The sequence below is a fragment of the Streptomyces sp. WP-1 genome (genome assembly GCF_030450125.1).
GTDB lineage: Bacteria > Actinomycetota > Actinomycetes > Streptomycetales > Streptomycetaceae > Streptomyces > Streptomyces incarnatus.
In genome coordinates, this window is sequence record NZ_CP123923.1 from 4,591,203 (window position 1) to 4,606,916 (window position 15,714).

The 15,714-nt window shown below is 72.3% G+C and carries 10 protein-coding genes, 1 tRNA gene and 4 pseudogenes; 7 read left to right on the forward strand and 8 right to left on the reverse strand.

Annotated features, from left to right (window positions below; all coding sequences use genetic code 11):
- Positions 1 to 14 precede the first annotated feature (14 nt).
- Positions 15 to 1,895, reverse strand: coding sequence for an MFS transporter (locus tag QHG49_RS20135; protein WP_186337742.1), 1,881 nt, complete (start codon positions 1,893 to 1,895; stop codon positions 15 to 17).
- Between the two features lie 194 nt (positions 1,896 to 2,089).
- Complete coding sequence (locus tag QHG49_RS20140; protein WP_301490574.1) at positions 2,090 to 4,918, reverse strand: D-alanyl-D-alanine carboxypeptidase; 2,829 nt, start codon at positions 4,916 to 4,918, stop codon at positions 2,090 to 2,092.
- 181 nt (positions 4,919 to 5,099) lie between these two features.
- On the opposite strand from QHG49_RS20140, the gene QHG49_RS20145 reads away from it, so the two are divergent.
- From QHG49_RS20145 to QHG49_RS20155, 3 genes are all read left to right on the forward strand, one after another.
- Complete coding sequence (locus tag QHG49_RS20145; RefSeq protein ID WP_145485968.1) at positions 5,100 to 5,852, forward strand: GPP34 family phosphoprotein; 753 nt, start codon at positions 5,100 to 5,102, stop codon at positions 5,850 to 5,852.
- A 271-nt stretch (positions 5,853 to 6,123) separates the two neighbouring features.
- Positions 6,124 to 6,981 (forward strand): helix-turn-helix transcriptional regulator, encoded by an 858-nt coding sequence (locus tag QHG49_RS20150; protein WP_145485969.1) that lies wholly within the window; start codon positions 6,124 to 6,126, stop codon positions 6,979 to 6,981.
- Positions 6,982 to 7,171: 190 nt separating this feature from the next.
- A complete protein-coding gene (locus QHG49_RS20155) occupies positions 7,172 to 7,363 on the forward strand; it encodes a DUF397 domain-containing protein (RefSeq protein ID WP_159702303.1) in 192 nt (63 codons plus the stop codon).
- 129 nt (positions 7,364 to 7,492) lie between these two features.
- Here the strand turns inward: QHG49_RS20155 and QHG49_RS20160 are convergent.
- The 3 genes and pseudogenes from QHG49_RS20160 to QHG49_RS20170 all read right to left on the reverse strand — a co-directional run.
- Positions 7,493 to 8,030: pseudogene (locus QHG49_RS20160) on the reverse strand (MerR family transcriptional regulator).
- Between the two features lie 77 nt (positions 8,031 to 8,107).
- Positions 8,108 to 8,596 (reverse strand): glutathione peroxidase, encoded by a 489-nt coding sequence (locus QHG49_RS20165; protein ID WP_145485971.1) that lies wholly within the window; start codon positions 8,594 to 8,596, stop codon positions 8,108 to 8,110.
- 44 nt (positions 8,597 to 8,640) lie between these two features.
- A pseudogene (locus QHG49_RS20170) lies at positions 8,641 to 8,916 on the reverse strand (ArsR/SmtB family transcription factor); the annotation flags it as partial.
- Here QHG49_RS20170 and QHG49_RS20175 point away from each other — a divergent pair.
- Positions 8,900 to 9,559, forward strand: a pseudogene (locus QHG49_RS20175) (MFS transporter); the annotation flags it as partial. The pseudogenes QHG49_RS20170 and QHG49_RS20175 sit on opposite strands and share 17 nt — an antisense overlap.
- On the opposite strand, the gene QHG49_RS20180 reads toward QHG49_RS20175, so the two are convergent.
- The gene (locus QHG49_RS20180; protein ID WP_301490578.1) at positions 9,513 to 12,056 is read right to left on the reverse strand and encodes an amino acid permease; all 2,544 of its coding nucleotides are present in this window, start codon (positions 12,054 to 12,056) and stop codon (positions 9,513 to 9,515) included. The pseudogene QHG49_RS20175 and the gene QHG49_RS20180 overlap by 47 nt on opposite strands.
- A gap of 272 nt (positions 12,057 to 12,328) precedes the next feature.
- Between QHG49_RS20180 and QHG49_RS20185 the strand changes: the two genes are divergently transcribed.
- Together QHG49_RS20185 and QHG49_RS20190 are read left to right on the forward strand one after the other, a co-directional pair.
- Complete coding sequence (locus QHG49_RS20185; RefSeq protein WP_301490579.1) at positions 12,329 to 12,985, forward strand: hypothetical protein; 657 nt, start codon at positions 12,329 to 12,331, stop codon at positions 12,983 to 12,985.
- A 236-nt stretch (positions 12,986 to 13,221) separates the two neighbouring features.
- Positions 13,222 to 13,563 (forward strand): annotated as a pseudogene (locus QHG49_RS20190) (UTRA domain-containing protein); the annotation flags it as partial.
- Positions 13,564 to 13,643: 80 nt separating this feature from the next.
- Here the strand turns inward: QHG49_RS20190 and QHG49_RS20195 are convergent.
- Positions 13,644 to 13,719, reverse strand: a tRNA-Arg gene (locus QHG49_RS20195).
- 73 nt (positions 13,720 to 13,792) lie between these two features.
- On the reverse strand, positions 13,793 to 14,422 hold the full coding sequence (locus QHG49_RS20200; protein WP_167532466.1) for a TetR/AcrR family transcriptional regulator: 630 nt from the start codon (positions 14,420 to 14,422) through the stop codon (positions 13,793 to 13,795).
- Positions 14,423 to 14,579: 157 nt separating this feature from the next.
- Between QHG49_RS20200 and QHG49_RS20205 the strand changes: the two genes are divergently transcribed.
- Positions 14,580 to 15,617, forward strand: coding sequence for a LysR family transcriptional regulator (locus QHG49_RS20205; RefSeq protein ID WP_268982712.1), 1,038 nt, complete (start codon positions 14,580 to 14,582; stop codon positions 15,615 to 15,617).
- The last annotated feature ends 97 nt before the right edge of the window (positions 15,618 to 15,714 follow it).

Below are 15,714 nucleotides of genomic sequence, written 5' to 3' on the forward strand. Positions count from 1 at the left end.
CCTGGGGCAGGGGCCTACTTCAGGGCGTCGGGACACGGTGTGCCCCGGGGCAGCTGGTACGGGGCGGCCAGCCGGTACGTGCCCGCGCGCGGCGCGACCAGCATCGTCCACTTGTCGCCGTTCGCGTCCTGCGGGGTCTCCATGAGGCACCCGTTGACGTTGCGGTACTTCTTCTCCGTGCCCGGCGGCGAGGGGATCACCTGCGGGCCCTTCAGGCTCTTGCCGTGGGCGTCGACCACGCTGAGCCAGGGGGAGTAGGGGATCCGGATCAGGATGCGGCCGGCCCTGCGCACGTCCAGGGTCATCTCGCCCTGCTCGGCACGGTCCACCCGCGCGTTCGGCTCGGCCAGCGGCGTCGGGTCGGTCACCCGGAACAGCTGCCAGTTGGCGTCGCCCCAGATCTGCGTGAGGTACGGCATCCCGCGTCGCAGCAGCTGCCGCTCGCGCTCGCCGCCGTCCCCGTCCGGGTTGTCCTTGGGCAGCACCACGAAGTGCACGGCCCACCGCTGGAGCCACTCGTGGTAGTTCGCCGAGTTGAGCGTGTCGTCGTAGAAGAGCGGGTTGCGCTCCATGTCGGCCTGCCGGTTCCAGCCCCGCGCCAGGTTGACGTACGGCGCGAGCGCGGACGCCTCGCGGTGCGAACGCGCCGGTACGACCTCCACCCGCCCCCGCTCCGCGCCGACCTTCTGCAACTGGTTGACCAGCGGCGCCAGCTCGTGCGCCCAGGACGCGGTCGGGGTCGTGTGCACGATGTCGTCGACCGACTTGTAGCCGATCCACCCGACGAACCCGAGGAACGCCACCACCGTCGCGTACCACTTCCGCGACCTCGGCACGGTGAACGGCAGCGCCGCGATCAGCGTCGCGCCCGCGAACAGCATCGGCAGCCGCGAGATGTTCGAACCGATCTGCGAGCTGACCACCCACACCGCCACCACCATGGCGCTGTAGACGGCCGCCGTCAGCCGGACCGTGATCCACTCCTTCGGCACCAGGAACAGGCAGAGCAGGCCGTACACCAGCGGCAGGCTCACCGAGCCGACCGTCATCGGCTGCGTGCCGGAGAAGGGGAAGAGGAAGTACGACGCGGCCACCACCGCCGCCGGTGCCAGCCCGAGCGCCCACGCGCCCGGCCGTCGCTTCTGCAGGAACAGCGCGACCGCGACCAGCCCGACGAACAGCCCGGAGACCGGCGAGGCCATGGTGGAGAGCCCGGCCAGCGGAGCCGCCACCGCCGCCTTCGCCCACCGTCTGTGCCGCCAGCGGTACGGCCAGCAGAACACCGCCGCGACCGCGCCGAGCGCGAACATCGTGCCCAGCCCGAAGGTCACCCGGCCCGACATCGCGTTGCACAGCAGCGCGAAGACCCCGGCCATCGAGGCCCACAGGGGGTTCCGCACGGCCCGGCTGCGGATGAGGATCAGCGTCAGCAGGCCCGCCGAGACGGTCCCGGCGATCATCATCGTCGTACGGACGCCGAGCACGGCCATCAGGTACGGCGACACCACGCTGTACGACACCGGGTGCATGCCCCCGTACCAGGCGAGGTTGTACGCCGAGTCCGGGTGCCGGCCGACGAACTCCGCCCAGGCGTCCTGCGCCGCGAGATCGCCGCCGCTGTTCGCGAACGTGAAGAACCAGATGATGTGCAGCACGCCCGCGAGCGCGGTGACCCACAGGACGGGGTGGCGCAGCATACGGGCGCGGAGCGGTTCGAGGGGTGCGAGGAGGCGGGTGAGGCGGCGGCCGCCGGGTACGGTCGTACGACCGCTCGCGGGGACGCTCGTACGACCCTTCGCGCCGGTGTCCGCGTCAGGCGTGGACAGGCGTATTCGTGGGCCGTTTTCCGGGCCCGGTCCGGCGTCGTCGGCGCGTGTCGGCTCCGCAGTGGCCACCTGAAGGCACTCCCCGTGTTCCCGTCTTCTGTTCTCGGCCGTTTTCTTCGGTGTCCCGGCCGCTTCTCGTCCAGTTCGCGGCCGTGTCCCGGGAACCGGCGACCTGCCCCGATTCGTGACGCTAGCACGCACCCCGCCACGGGGCTCCCGGGTGGGGCGCCGTGACGGGGTGCGCGGGGTGTGCGGGGCGGGCGTCAGCCGATGCGGGTGAGCTTCGCGCCGAAGCCGGGCTCGGCCAGATCCCGCTGGAGGGCCACCGGGACCTTGATGGCGGCCGCGGTGCCGTCGCCCACCGTGAGGGTGCCGACCCGGGTGCCGGCCTTCGCGGTGTGCGGGACGGTGTCGGAGGCGAAGGACAGCTTGACCTTCAGGCCCGACCAGCCGGCCGCGGCGACGTCGCGGGTGACCACGATCGGGGTCCGGCCGCCGAGCTGGTCGTCCACGTAGCCGACCACGGTGCCCTTCTTCAGGACCTTCGCGGAGGTCAGCGCGTTCTCGGCGGCGAGCAGCGCGGTCTTGCTGACCGCGTTGACGGTGTCCAGGATCGACGGCTTGTGCTGGCCGAGGATCGCGCCGACGACGGTCACCGTCTGGCCGCCGACCTTCTTGCGGGCGGCGAACAGGAGGTTGCCGCCGGCCGCGGTGGTGCTGCCGGTCTTGATGCCGATGGCGCCGGTCCAGTAGGGAAGGTGGTTGTAGTTCTCGTGGTATTTGCCGGAGGGGTCGGTCCAGCTGGCGGCGCTGGTGATGGCGACCAGGGCAGGCATCTTGACGACCGCACGGCCGAGTTTCACCTGGTCCTGGGCGGTGGAGACAGTGGTCTCCTTCAGACCCGAGGGGTCGGTGTACGTCGTACCCGTCATGCCCAGCTGCTTGGCTGTGGCGTTCATCTTCTTGACGAACGCCGCCTCGGAGCCCGCGTCCCAGCGTGCCAGCAGGCGGGCGATGTTGTTCGCCGACGGGATCATGATGGCCGACAGGGCCTGCTTCTCGGTGAGGTAGTCACCGGCCTTGACCGTGTTCAGCGTGGACTCGTCGTCGCTCTTGTCGTAGCCGCCCTCCTTCTCCGCCGTCGGGTCGACCTTGATCTTCTGGCCCTCCTGGCCCAGCTTGAACGGATGGTCGCGCAGGATGATGTACGCGGTCATCGTCTTGGCGACCGAGCCGATGGCGATGGGGGTCTGCTTGCCGAAGCTGTCCATCGTGCCGATGCCGTCGCCGTCCATCCAGCCCTGGCCCTCGTTCGGCCACGGCAGCTTCACCGGGCCGCCGGCGAAGGTGTAGCTGTCCTTCGCGGTCAGCGCGAGGGCGGGGGACGGGAGGGGGCGCAGAGTCTGTACGACCGCGAAGATGATCACCAGCAGCAGGACCAGCGGGGTCCAGATCTTGACCCGCCGCAGGGCCGTGCGGACCGGGGTCTCCGGGGGCGGCGGGGTGTTGGTCAGCTCCGCGAGGAGGTCGAGCGGGGGCTTGGGGGGCAGGGGCTGCTGGGTGGTGCGCTCGGGGCCGACCTGGGGGACGGCGGTGGTCTCGTCGGCGGGCGTGGCGGTGGACGCGGGCTTGGGCTTGGGCTTGTGCCGGACGTCGTCCTTGAGCGCGACGAACTTGCTGGTGCGCTCGGCCTCGGACTCGGCCTGCTTCGTGCCCTCCTTGCCCTCCTTGCCCTCCGTGCCGACCTTGAGCATGGTCGTGGGCTGGTCGACCTGGTCCTTGGGGCGTACGGCCTTGAAGATGGCGGTCGGCTGGTCCACGCGGGCGGCGGCGCCGGCGTCGGCCGGTGCCTCGGCTCCGCCGTCGGCCGTCTTCCCGCCCGCACCACTCGTGCGGCTCTCGTCGTCGGCCGCGGGTGGCCCCTCGGGGTCCTCCTCGCCGTCGGCGTCCGCGTGCCCGCCGTTCGCCTTCCCGGCCTCGGCTCCGCCGTCGGCGGCCTTCGCCGCGGCGCCGCGCTCGGCCTTGGCGTCGCTCTTGGAACCGGCATCGCTCTTGGAACCGGCGTCAGCCTTCGCGTCGGCGTCGGTGCCGTCCTTCGCGTCTGCGTCCGCCTTCGCACCCGTGTCGGCCGCGCGGTCGGCGCCTGCCGGAGCCTTCGCGCTCGCGTCGGCCTTGGCACCCGCGTCCGCGCCCGCGCCCGCCTTCTTCGCGTCCGCGTCGTCCGCCAGGGCCTCCGCCTCGGCGTCGGCCGTCTCGGCGGCGGCCTTGGCGCGGGTTGCGGCAGCAACGGCGGCATCGCCCGTCGAAGCCTTCGCGTCGGCACCGGCCTTCGCCTCGGCACCGGCCTTCTCCCCGGCACCGGTCTTCGCCTCGGAGTCGGCCTTCGCTTTCGCACCGGCTTCCGCACCCGCGTCGGCCTTCACGTCGGCGTCCGGCTTCGAGCCCTCGCCCTCCGCCTCGGCGTCGTCGGTGCCCGCCTTCGCGTCCCTGGGCGCGGCCTTCTCGCCTGCCGCAGCCTTCTGCCCGGAGTCGGCCTTCGCCTCGGCGTCCGCGTCACCCGCCGGAGCCTCGGACCCGGTCTCGGCCTTGGCGTCAGCCTCGGCGTCACCCTTCGCACCGGAACCGGCGCCCGGCTCCGCGTCGTCGCCCTCGGTGGTCGTCTTCGCGTCCGCACCGGAACCGGCGTCCGGGCCCGTGCCGCTCCCGGAGGCGCCGTCGCTTATCGCGCCCGTCGCGCCCGCCTCGGCCCCGGAACCCTCAGCGGCGTTCGCGGCAGCGTCCGTCGACGCCTCCGGCTCGTCCGCGTCCCGGACCCACGACGAGACCGCGTCGCGAAGGTCGGTGTCCTCCTCGGCGGCGCGCGTGCGGAACACCTTCGTCGCGGTGTCCGTGCCGCCGTTCGAGGAATCCTTTTGCCCCGCACCCGCACCGGCACCGGAACCCGCACTCCCGCCGGACCCGCCCCGGGCCACCGCGAGGCGGGGATCACGGGCCTCGGGAACCGAATCCGCGTTCCCCGACGTCGCTCCTGCCGACGACTCGCGCTGCTTCGACCTGTCGGGGGACTCGCCCGCCACCGATGCCTCCTCCATGCGCCGCGCGCCCACGCGCGCGCCCTGTCCGAACCATGTACCAGTGTCCTGTGTGAGGGCCTGGCCCCTGCGGTAGACGAGAACGACATACCTACCGGTTCCCTCACGAACCGGTCACGCGCCCTCGACAGACCAATGTGAGAGGGGTCACCCTGTCATTCATCCACGCGGGGAGGCATGGATGGGCAGGAGCCGCAGAACACTTCCGGAGGAGCTTCTGCTGCTGGCACTGGACCCGACCACGGGTACCACTGCGCAGCCGCAGTCGCTCGACCTCGGTCTGGCCGGTGCACAGCTAGTGGAGCTGGCGCTGGCCGGACGGATAGCCCCAGACGGGGATCGTATCGCCGTGGTGGTGCCACGGCCGACAGGAGATCCAACTCTGGACTGCGCGTTGGAGTTGCTGCGAAGGCGCGGCGCTCCGGTGCGAGCCGTCCACTGGATCGGCGGGCCCCGGCTGGGGCTGCGCCAGACGTACCTCTCGCATCTGGAGCGGTGCGGCATGGTCGCCGCGGTGCCCGGCCAGATGTGCGGGGTGCTGCCGACGACGCGCTACCAGGCGACGGACACGGCCATCAGCCGGGAGATCCGCGGCCGGCTGGACTCCGCGATCCGCACCGGCGTACCGCCGGACCCGCGGACCGCGGCGCTCGCCGCCCTGGCGCACGCCGTCGGGCTCGGCAAGCATCTGTATCCGGGCAACGAGGGCCGATCGTCCCGTTCCCGGCTGCGGGATCTGATCCGGCACGATCCGATGGGCGGGCTCGTCGCGCACGCCGTGATGGACGTGCAGAACGGCGCGGCCGCACAGCCGCGCCGCGGTCCGGCCGCCACGGGCCGGCCGGCGCCGGGACCCCGGACCGCGGCCGAACCCGCGCACGGGGTGCCGATGCAGTCGCGCCACGGGTCCATGGCCCGCGCCGTGGCCCACTGATCCACCGCGCCGCGACGACCGTCCCCACAGGCCCGGTTCGGGAGCCGCAGGCCGAGCGGGGTGACGGGACCTCCGGGTCCCGTCACCCCGCTCGGCCGTGTCCGGCGGCGGCGCGCGTCCCGGCCGGTCCACGCGAACTGGCGCCCGAACAGCCACGTACGCGTGCCGCATATCGAGCATTTCCCAGCGCAGGCAAGCGCCTTGGTGGCAATCTGCTCAGCAGCAGATACGGAAAGTGTCAGTACAGGCAGCAGCCGGAGGTGCGCGTCCCGTGGCGTCCAATGTCAATCCCACCGTAAGGCGGCGCCGGCTGGGCCAGGAGCTTCGAAAACTCCGCGAGCAGAAGAACATGACGGCCGAAGAGGTCGCCGAGCGTCTGCTCGTGTCCCAGTCGAAGATCAGCCGTCTGGAGAACGGCCGCCGCAGCATCAGCCAGCGCGATGTGCGCGACCTGTGCGGGGTCTACGAGGTCGAGGACCAGCGGGTCGTGGACTCGCTGATGGAGATGGCCCGGGACTCCAGACAGCAGGGGTGGTGGCACACCTTCGGGGACATCCCCTACAGCGTGTACATCGGCCTGGAGACCGACGCCGAGTCGCTGCGGGTCTACGAACCCCAGATCGTCACCGGTCTGCTCCAGACCCCGGCGTACGCCGAGGCGCTGGTGCGCGGCGCGCTGCCCGAGACCTCGGCCGCGGAGATCGAGAAGCGCGTGGGCGTGCGCATGCGCCGCCAGGAGCGGATCACCACCGAGAAGGACCCGCTGCGGCTCTGGGTCGTCCTGGACGAGGCCGCGCTGCACCGGGTCGTCGGCGGCAAGCGCGTGATGCGCGAGCAGCTGGAGCACCTCCTCAAGCTGTCCGAGCTGCCCCATGTCACCGTGCAGGTCATGCCGTTCGAGGTGGGCGCGCATCCGGGGCTCAACGGCCAGTACGCCATCCTGGAGTTCGCCGACGCGGCCGACTCCAGCGTGGTCTACCTGGAGGGCGTCACCAGCGACCTGTACCTGGAGAAGGCCCAGGACGTGCAGAAGTACGCCGTGATGTACGAGCATCTGCGGGCCCAGTCCCTCAGCGTGGAGGCGTCCCGGCAGCTGATCGACGAGACGGCGCAGCGGTACACCGACTAGGCGCCGGCCGCGGTGGGCGCGTGATCCTACAGGGTGGGCGCGCTCCCGTGGAAGGTACGTTGGAATATGCCATCCGGTCGAGTGAACGCCCCCACCAGGCGGCGCAGTTGCCCGGTAGCGTCGATCACGCCAATCGGACATCGGGGTTGGCGTGAACCCGCACTATCGCAACTCGCACACAGGAGTGGACATGGCACTGATTCAGGGCGCTTCGGAGACGTGGCTGAAGTCCTCCTACTCCGCGGGCAACGGCGCCTGCGTGGAGGTCAAGTCGCCCGTCACCGCCGAACTGGCCGTCCGTGACTCCAAGGTCGCCGAGGGCCCGATCCTGGCCTTCCCCGCCGCCGCGTGGAACGCCTTCGTGGACTCGGTCAAGGCGTAAGGGGCTCGTCCCTGACCCTCGTTCCGACGAACACAACCGCACACGCACCACCCAAGAGCCCTCTCGACCAGACGCCGTCCTCGCCGAGGGGGCTCGGTCGTGCCCGGCCCCATCGAGGCCGGGCCGGCCTCAGCGGGCGCGCACCGGGAACGCCACGTCGCACACCGGGTCCTCGGGACCCGCCGCCCAGTCGGCGAAGTAGATCTCCCGGCACGGCCCGGCCGGCTCCAGCTCCTGGCGGCCCAGCCACTCCCGCACCGCCTCGAACGCGGCGAGGATCTGCGGATGCGCCACCTGCGCCTTGGCGATCCGCACGTACGCCGTCCGGGCCGCCGGTTCCACCCGCACCCCGGTCGCCCGGCCCCGCCCCTGCCGCCCGGCCCAGGCCCGCGCCGCCGCCTCGTCGGCCACCGGCACACACGCCTCCTCGCCTCCGCCCCGACCACCTCGGCGATCCGGGCCAGCGGCATGTCCAGCTGCCGCAGCAGGGCCACCAGCCGGGCGCGCTCGACCTGGTCGGCACGGTAGTAGCGGTAGCCGCTCGATCCGTCGACGTACGCCGGGGCGAGCAGGCCGAGGCGGTCGTACGCCGCAGGGCCTTGGCGGACAGCCGGGCCCGGGCGGCGAACGCCCCGATGGTGAGCAGATCCTCGCGCACCGATGTCATCCTCCGTCGCCGGGCGGTTCCCTCCCGCCCGGCGACAGCGACGCTCCGCCCTGCCCCCGGGGCAGGGTCAAGCGCGGTCAGCCGAGCTGGGCCTCGATCGCCGCGACGACCTCCGCCGACTCCGGCTCGGCCTGCGGCGAGAACCGGGCGACGACGCTGCCGTCCCGGCCGATCAGGAACTTCTCGAAGTTCCAGCGGATGTCACCGCTGTGGCCCTCCGCGTCCGCGAAGCCCACCAGACGCTCGTACAGGGGGTGCCGGTCCGCGCCGTTCACCTCCACCTTCTCGGTCAGCGGGAAGGTCACGCCGTACGTCGCCGAGCAGAACTCGGCGATCTCCTCGGCGCTGCCCGGCTCCTGCCCGAGGAACTGGTTGCACGGCACGCCCAGCACGGTGAAACCGCGCTCGGCGTAGCGCTCCTGGAGCTTCTCCAGGCCCGCGTACTGCGGGGTCAGGCCGCACTTGGAGGCCACGTTCACGATGAGGACGGCCTTCCCGGCGTACTGCGGCAGGTTCGCGGCGCCGCCGGTGAGGGCGCCGATCTCGGTGTTCAGCACAGTGGTCATGGGCGCGATGGTATGCGGCCGAGGTGACGTCGGGGCAGCGCCGGTCACCCCGGCTCAGGGGGTGCGGCTGCCGCCACCACCGCGTCCCCGGCCGCCGTCCTGCCGTACAGCACCGACCGCCCGGTCCTGCGCCCCGCCGCCAGCCCCGCCACCAGCCCCGCCTCCCGCAGCACCTTCAGATGCCGGCCGGCCGAGCCCAGCCCCTGCCCGGTCACCGCCGTCAGCTGGCTGGTGGTCATGGGGGAGCCGAGGAGGGCCAGGACGCCCGCGCGGGCCGGGCCGAGCAGGGCGGCGAGGGCGGCCGGGACCGCGCGGGCCCCGCCCCGCAGCGCGGGCCGCCCCTCCGCCTCGGCCACCTGGCGCGCCAACTCCCGCTGCTAGTCCGACCGTTCGCGCCGCCTCACCTATCTGGGCCTGTGGCTCCCCAACGGCATGGTCGTCGGCTGCGAGTCCCTGTACGTGTCGTACGCCCCGCACGCGGCCGGCACCCTGTTCGCCTGCGGGGCGCTCGGGATGTTCGCCGGGGACGTCACGGTGGGCCGGCTGCTGCCGCCCCGGGTGCGCCGGAGGCTGGCGACCCCTCTGCTGCTCCTGCTCGCCGCGCCCTACCTGGTGTTCGCCGCGCACCCGCCGCTGCCGCTCGCCGCGCTCTGCGTCACCCTCGCCTCCACCGGCTTCGGCGCGAGCCTCGTCCAGCAGGAGCGGCTGATGGACCTCACCCCCGGCGAACCTGCGGGCCAGGCCCTCGGGTTGCACTCCTCCGGGATGCTGACCATGCAGGGCGTGAGCGCGGCGGCCGCGGGCGGGGTGGCCCAACTGGCCAGCTGGGCAATGGGGATGGCCCTGATGGCGGCGGGCTCGGTCGCCGTGACCCTCGTCCTGGCCGCGGCGGGCCGCCGTACCCCCCGACCGCTTCTCACTCCTGCGCCGACGGCGGCGGAAGGGTCTGCTCGGTCCAGATGACCTTGCCGGTGGGGGTGTAGCGGGTGCCCCAGCGCTGGGTCAGCTGAGCGACGATGAACAGCCCCCGGCCGCCCTCGTCGTCGCTCGCCGCGTGCCGCAGATTCGGGGTGGTGTGCCCGGCGTCGGAGACCTCGCAGGTCAGGGTGCGGTCGCGGATCAGGCGCACCTGGATGGGGCCGCCGACATAGCGGATGGCGTTGGTGACAAGTTCGCTGACGATGACCTCGGTGGTGAACGCCAGCTCGTCCAGCCCCCAGTCGTCCAGCTGCTTGCTGACGCCGCTGCGCAGGGCGGCGACCGCGGCCGGGTCGGCGGCCGGTTCCCACTGGGCGAGCCGGGTCCGGTCGAGCAGCCGGGTGCGGGCCAGCAGCAGCGTCGCGTCCTCGTCCACCGCGCCGGTCAGCATCGCGGTCACCGTCTGCTCGCACAGCTCGGTCAGACTCCCCCGGCGGGCGGTGAGGGACCCGGCGAGCCGGCGCAGCCCCGCGTCCTGCCGGTCGGCCGCCTGGAGCAGACCGGCGGTGAACAGCGCGAGGACGCTGCCGGGGGCGAGCCGCAGCTCGGTGCTCTGGTACGGCAGGCCGCCGACCCCCAGCGGCGGCCCCGGCGGCACGTCGAGGGTCCGGACGGCCCCCGTGTCCCCGGCCACCAGCACCGGCGGCGGTCCGCCCGCGCGCGCCATGCTGCACCATCCGGAGACCGGGTCGTACACCGCGTACAGGCAGGTCACCATCGCCTCGTCGGCGGGCTGCGGCGCGGTGCCGTTCCGGGCGGGCGCGCGTTCCTGGGCGGTCTGCTCGGCGAGGTCGTCGAGCCGGGTGAGGACCTCGTCCGGGGCCAGGTCGAGACGGGCGAGGACCCGCAGCCCGGTGCGCAGCCGGCCCATGGTCGCGGCGGCGGGCAGCCCGTGCCCGAGCACGTCCCCGACGACCAGGCCCACCCGGGCGCCGGACAGCGGGATCACGTCGTACCAGTCGCCGCCCACCCCGGACCCGTTGTCGGCGGGCAGATAGCGGCTCGCCGTCTCGCACGCGGTCTGCGGGGGCAGCCGGCCCGGCAGCAGGCTGCGCTGGAGCTTGAGCGCGGTGCTGTGCCCCCGGGTGACGACCGGCAGCAGCAGGAAGCCGATCGCGAGCGCGCCGAGCCCGAGAACGGTCACCCCGCCGACCCGCCCGAACACCGGGAGGTCGACGCTGCTGGCGCCGTACCCCGGTTCGGCGTAGACGACGAAGGCGGCGTACCCGAATAGCAGCACCATGAGCAGCCCCCCGAGCCCCGGCATCAGGCCCTTGCAGATGAAGTCGTGGGGGCTGCGGGTGAGGACCTTGCGGTGGTACCAGAGGCAGGCGAAGCCGGTCAGGCCGTACTGGAAGGCGATCGCGAGGCCGACGGAGTCGACGGAGTCGGCGAGGACGTTGCGGCTGAACGAGGACAGCAGGACGAGCAGCGCGACGGCGGCCACGCCCATGCCGAGCGTGGCCCAGGTCGGGGTCAGGAATCTGCGGTGCACCCGGGCGAACCGGGCGGGCACCGCCTTGTGCACGGCCATCGAGAAGACGGTCCTGGCCAGCGGCAGGATGGTGGTCTGGGCGGAGGCCAGCGCCGAGGTCAGCACCATCAGGATCAGCAGCCGGGACAGCAGCAGCCCCGCGTCATGGCTGCCGAAGACCGCTTCCCCCAGCCCCGAGAACACGTCGTCGTGGTGATCGGCGTTGCCGAGCCCGACGCCCGTGGTGCCGACACCCGCGAAGGACTGCGCCGAGGTGGCGACCAGCCCGTACACGACCAGCAGCAGCACGGGGGAGAGCACGGCGGCCCGGCCGGGGACGCGGGCGCTGTCGACGGTCTCCTCGTTGACGGACACCGCGGTGTCCCAGCCCCAGTAGATGAAGACGCCCGCGAGGATGCCCGAGGTCAGGGCCCGTACGGACGACACCTCGAAGGGATTGAACCAGGACCAGGAGACGTGGATCGCGGTCGGCGGCGGGTCGGTGTGGACGCGGATCAGCGCGGCGACGGCGAACAGCAGCAGGACGGCGACCTCCAGACACAGCAGCCAGCGCTGTACGGCCGCGGAGACGGTGATGCCGACGTAGCAGATCGCGGTGAGCACCCCGATCCAGACGATGCCGGCGACCGTGACCCAGAACCGGCTCTGGCTCAGCGAGTCGAGACCCACCAGCCGGAACCCGTAGGCCCCGGCGACGGTGGCGAGGTTCGCCATGACGATGATGTTGGCGACGATCAGCCCCCAGCCGCCCATCCACCCGGTCCGCGGCCCGAACGCCCGGGTCGCCCAGGTGAAGGTCGTCCCGCAGTCCGCGTCGCTCGCGTTCAGCTCCCGGAAGGCGTACGCGATCAGCAGCATCGGCACGAACGCCAGCATGGTCACGATCGGCGCCTGGAGCCCGACCCCCGCCACGATGATCCCCAGCGTGGCGGCCAGGCTGTACGCCGGTCCGGTCGACGCCAGCGCCATGACGACCGAGGAGAACATCCCCAGCGCGTCCCCGCGAAGCCCCTTCCGCCCCACCCCGGACCCCGGAGCGGGCCGCCCCCCGGACACGCCCCTGCTCCCGAAAAGCCTCACATTCGATTCCAACGCGGGGGTGGCGGGGGTGCAAACAGAGGGGCGGCTGATGGGGGAGGCGGTCCCCCGACCCCCACGCCCCGGTCGCGTGCGGGTCCCCCGTGGGGCAGCATGAGGCCGTAACCGGATGATCGCGGATCAACCGGCCACCGAGGGGTCGGCCGGAAGGGACGGATGCCATGGGCAGCGGCGTGTCGAGGGGCGGACGGCGACTGCGTCTCCGGCGGTTCCGGCGGTTCCGGAGCGCGAGCGCGGCCGTCGCGGTACTGGCCACCGCGGGCACCCTGACCCTCACGGCCTGCGGCGGCGGCAACAACAACGGCGGCGGTACGACCGTCAGCCCCCGCCCCACACCCCCCGCCACGGAGTCCTTCACGGGCACCCCGCCCTCCCCCCTCTCCTCGGCCGCCTCCTCCGCCGCCGCCTCGGCCCGCGCCTCCGCCTCCGCCGCGGCCTCCTCCGCCTCCGCGCGGGCCGACGAGTTCGAGGCCTCGGTCTCGGCGGAGTCCGAACGGGCCAACCAGGAAGCCCACGACCGGCTGGCGAAGGTACCGGGCCGGGGCAACGCCGCCTCCGACGTCTCGCTGAGCGGCATCCCCCGCGCCCAGGTGAACAACCTCCAGGCCGCCCACGTCAACATCCACAACTCCACAGACAAGACCGCGAACTTCGCCGTCCAGGTCGACTTCCGCGACCCGAACGGCAAGGTCGTCGAGACCCGCTACGTCGGCGCGCAGAACGTCCGCCCCGGCCAGACGGTCCACCCCTACGCCATCAGCCACCAGCCACCCCAGCCGACCCTGAAGCCAGAGGTGGCGAAGGCGGAGCGGTACTGAGGAAACTCCCCGCATGTTCCGAAAGGACTTCCCCCGCCTCCGTGCCGCACGGCCGTCCCGGTACGACCTCCGCCGAGTAACGCGTGCCACCGTTTAGTGGACACCACCTCGGACAAGGCGGTGTCCACCGTGTGCGCGGCGTCGTGACCTGCCCTGACGGCAGTCGTCCCATGAACCGGCGAACACCTGCCCGCACCACCGGCGGGCTGCTCCAACTCAGAACAGCGACAAGGCAGATCCTCGGACGGTGGCGCCGGTACCTGCCCGACGGGAAACCGGTCGCATTCGCCACCACCTACCTGCCCGTCGGCATCGCCCGGGACGCCCATCGCCGAACCCGCCCTTAGCCCTGGCGGCACCTACGCCCGCCTCGGACACCTCGACCACTCCAAGAGGAGATCCGCGCCCGGATGCCCTCCCCGGCCGGCCGAGGTGAAGACACTCCGGCTCGCCCCCGGCGTTGCCGTCATCCACCTCGTCCGCACGCCTTCGACATCGGCGGAGGGGCGGTAGAGGTCCGCGACACGGTCATGGCGGCGGACGCGTACGTCCTGTCGTACCAACTTCCAGCGACCTGAGGCCCGGCCGGGGTGCCCTTGCAAAGCCTTCCCCGGGACGCCAAAGGCCCCGGACCGTGATCGGTCCGAGGCCTCTGTGGTGGTGCCCCCGGCAGGATTCGAACCTGCGACACCCGCTTTAGGAGAGCGGTGCTCTATCCCCTGAGCTACGAAGGCGGGGCTCGACCCACAGGGTACCGGATCGGGGCTCGGGTGGATGCCGGGTTCGGTCGGGGCGAGGGGGAGGGGGTCAGGGGCGGGTCACGATGCCGGTCAGCAGGAGCTCCGAGGCCTGGACCAGCTCTTGCGCCAGGCGGCCTCCGGGTTCGTTCTCCGCCTCGCGGAACCAGCGGTACAGGGTGCCCAGGTATATGTCACGAAGGACGTTGCCCACCTGCTGCGGGACGACGTCCTCGCGGAGTTCGCCGGTGCGGCGGCCGTCCTCGACGATCTCGGCGAAGAGTTCGGCGACGTAGGGCTCCTCGCGGAGAGGGCGGCCGGCCTTGACCCAGGCGACGAGCATCGCGGCCGTGCGGTCGTGCTCCTCCTCGTTGATGTGGCCGAGGACGGTCATGCAGCGGCGCAGGCGGTCCGCGGCGCCCGTGCGGTCGGGGACGGCGTCCTCCATGATGCCGACCAGGCGTTCCCGGCGGCGTTCGCCCCAGGTGCCGATCAGGTCTTCCTTGCGCGGGAAGTGGTTGAAGAAGGTGCCGCGGGCCACGTCGGCGCGTTCGGCGATCTCGTCGACGGACGTCTGGTCGTAGCCCTGCTCGGCGAAGAGTTCCAGCGCCGCGGTGTACAGGCGCTCTTTTATCTTGATCTTGTTGCGCCCGCGGCGCCCCAGGGGCTGGGCCTCGCTCTCGGCCGGGGACGTGTTCATCTCTTCCTCCTGTACGCGCGATGCCGGTACCAGGACAGAGACCTGCGCCGCAGCTGAGTGCGCCGCCCGCTCGGGCGTCCCGCCCCCACTCGTTCTTATACCACAGTACATGGTTGGTTCACAGTCGATGTATGGCGCCAGGGCGAGTTCGGGGAGCATGCTGGATGAACTGAGGAACAGAGATGTATCGTGGTTCAAAGTTGACTCAAGGTCGTCCTCGTGCCGAGTCGGATGGCAGGCAGCACGCCCTGCGAGAGCCGGGCCGGAAGGAGACTGCAAGGTGGATGTTCAAAGGCTCGAGACATTCGTGGCCGTAGCGCAGAGCAGCACCCTCGCCGAGGCCGCCGAGCGGCTCGGTTACGCGCGTTCGACGGTCACCAGTCACCTCCAGGCGCTCGAACGCAGCCTGGGCGCATCGCTGTTGGAGCGCGGGGCGGCGGTGAACCGGCTCACCAGGGCCGGCACCCGCTTCCTCGAGTACGCGACGGACATCCTCGACAAGCTGGCCCAGGCGCAGGCAGCGGTGGCCGCCGCGGCGGAGGACCGGCCGAGCACCCTGAGCATCGGTGCGACGGCCTCCCTGTGCACCTACCGGCTGCCGAGCTTCCTGCGCACGCTGCGCCGGCTCATGCCGAACCTGGAGACCCAGATCTTCGTCGGCCCGGTCGCCCAGCTGCGCGACCAGGTCGGCCGGGGCGAACTGGCCGCCGCGCTCATCAACTCGGCGCCCTTACCGGCGGCGGGCATCCGCTCGGCGGAGGGCGGCGACCGCCGGCATCTGTGGACCGACCGGGCCGTCCTCGTGGGCACGCCCGAGTCGGCGGCGCGGCCCGAGCGGCTCCTGGTCACCGCGCCGGGCTGTGTCTACCGGGACATCGCCGAGAAGGAGGTGCTGCCCCGCCTCGGGCGCGTCCGGGTCCAGCAGGTGGGCAGCGTCGACGGCGTGAAGTCCTCCGTGCTGGGCGGCATCGGCGTGGGCGTGGTGCCGGCCATCGCGGTCGGACCGCAGCTGGAATCGGGGCAGTTGACGGAGCTGCAGCCCGCCGCGCTGTCACCGGTGATGTCCGAACTCATCTGGAACCCCGGGGTCACCCCCGCCCATGTCATCCCGCACTTCCAGCTGCTCCGCCCGCCGAGTCCCCTCCAGCCCGCCCGGCCGGGCACCTCGTACATCCCGAGTGGCATAGCGAGTTGAGCCTCAGGGGGGAAGAACGTGGGGGCGCGGGGCCCGTGGACGGCGGGATGGCGGGGGCGGCCGGGGAGGGGCGTGTCGGGGCTCCGGGCGCGAAAGG

Coding starts and splice junctions, on each gene's coding strand:
- QHG49_RS20200 (WP_167532466.1), bottom strand. CDS start 14,422: ATGAACACGTCCCCGGCCGAGAGCGAGGCCCAGCCCCTGGGGCGCCGC.
- QHG49_RS20145 (WP_145485968.1), top strand. CDS start 5,100: ATGGGCAGGAGCCGCAGAACACTTCCGGAGGAGCTTCTGCTGCTGGCA.
- QHG49_RS20185 (WP_301490579.1), top strand. CDS start 12,329: ATGGGCAGCGGCGTGTCGAGGGGCGGACGGCGACTGCGTCTCCGGCGG.
- QHG49_RS20205 (WP_268982712.1), top strand. CDS start 14,580: ATGCTGGATGAACTGAGGAACAGAGATGTATCGTGGTTCAAAGTTGAC.
- QHG49_RS20155 (WP_159702303.1), top strand. CDS start 7,172: ATGGCACTGATTCAGGGCGCTTCGGAGACGTGGCTGAAGTCCTCCTAC.
- QHG49_RS20180 (WP_301490578.1), bottom strand. CDS start 12,056: ATGTTCTCCTCGGTCGTCATGGCGCTGGCGTCGACCGGACCGGCGTAC.
- QHG49_RS20140 (WP_301490574.1), bottom strand. CDS start 4,918: ATGGAGGAGGCATCGGTGGCGGGCGAGTCCCCCGACAGGTCGAAGCAG.
- QHG49_RS20165 (WP_145485971.1), bottom strand. CDS start 8,596: ATGACCACTGTGCTGAACACCGAGATCGGCGCCCTCACCGGCGGCGCC.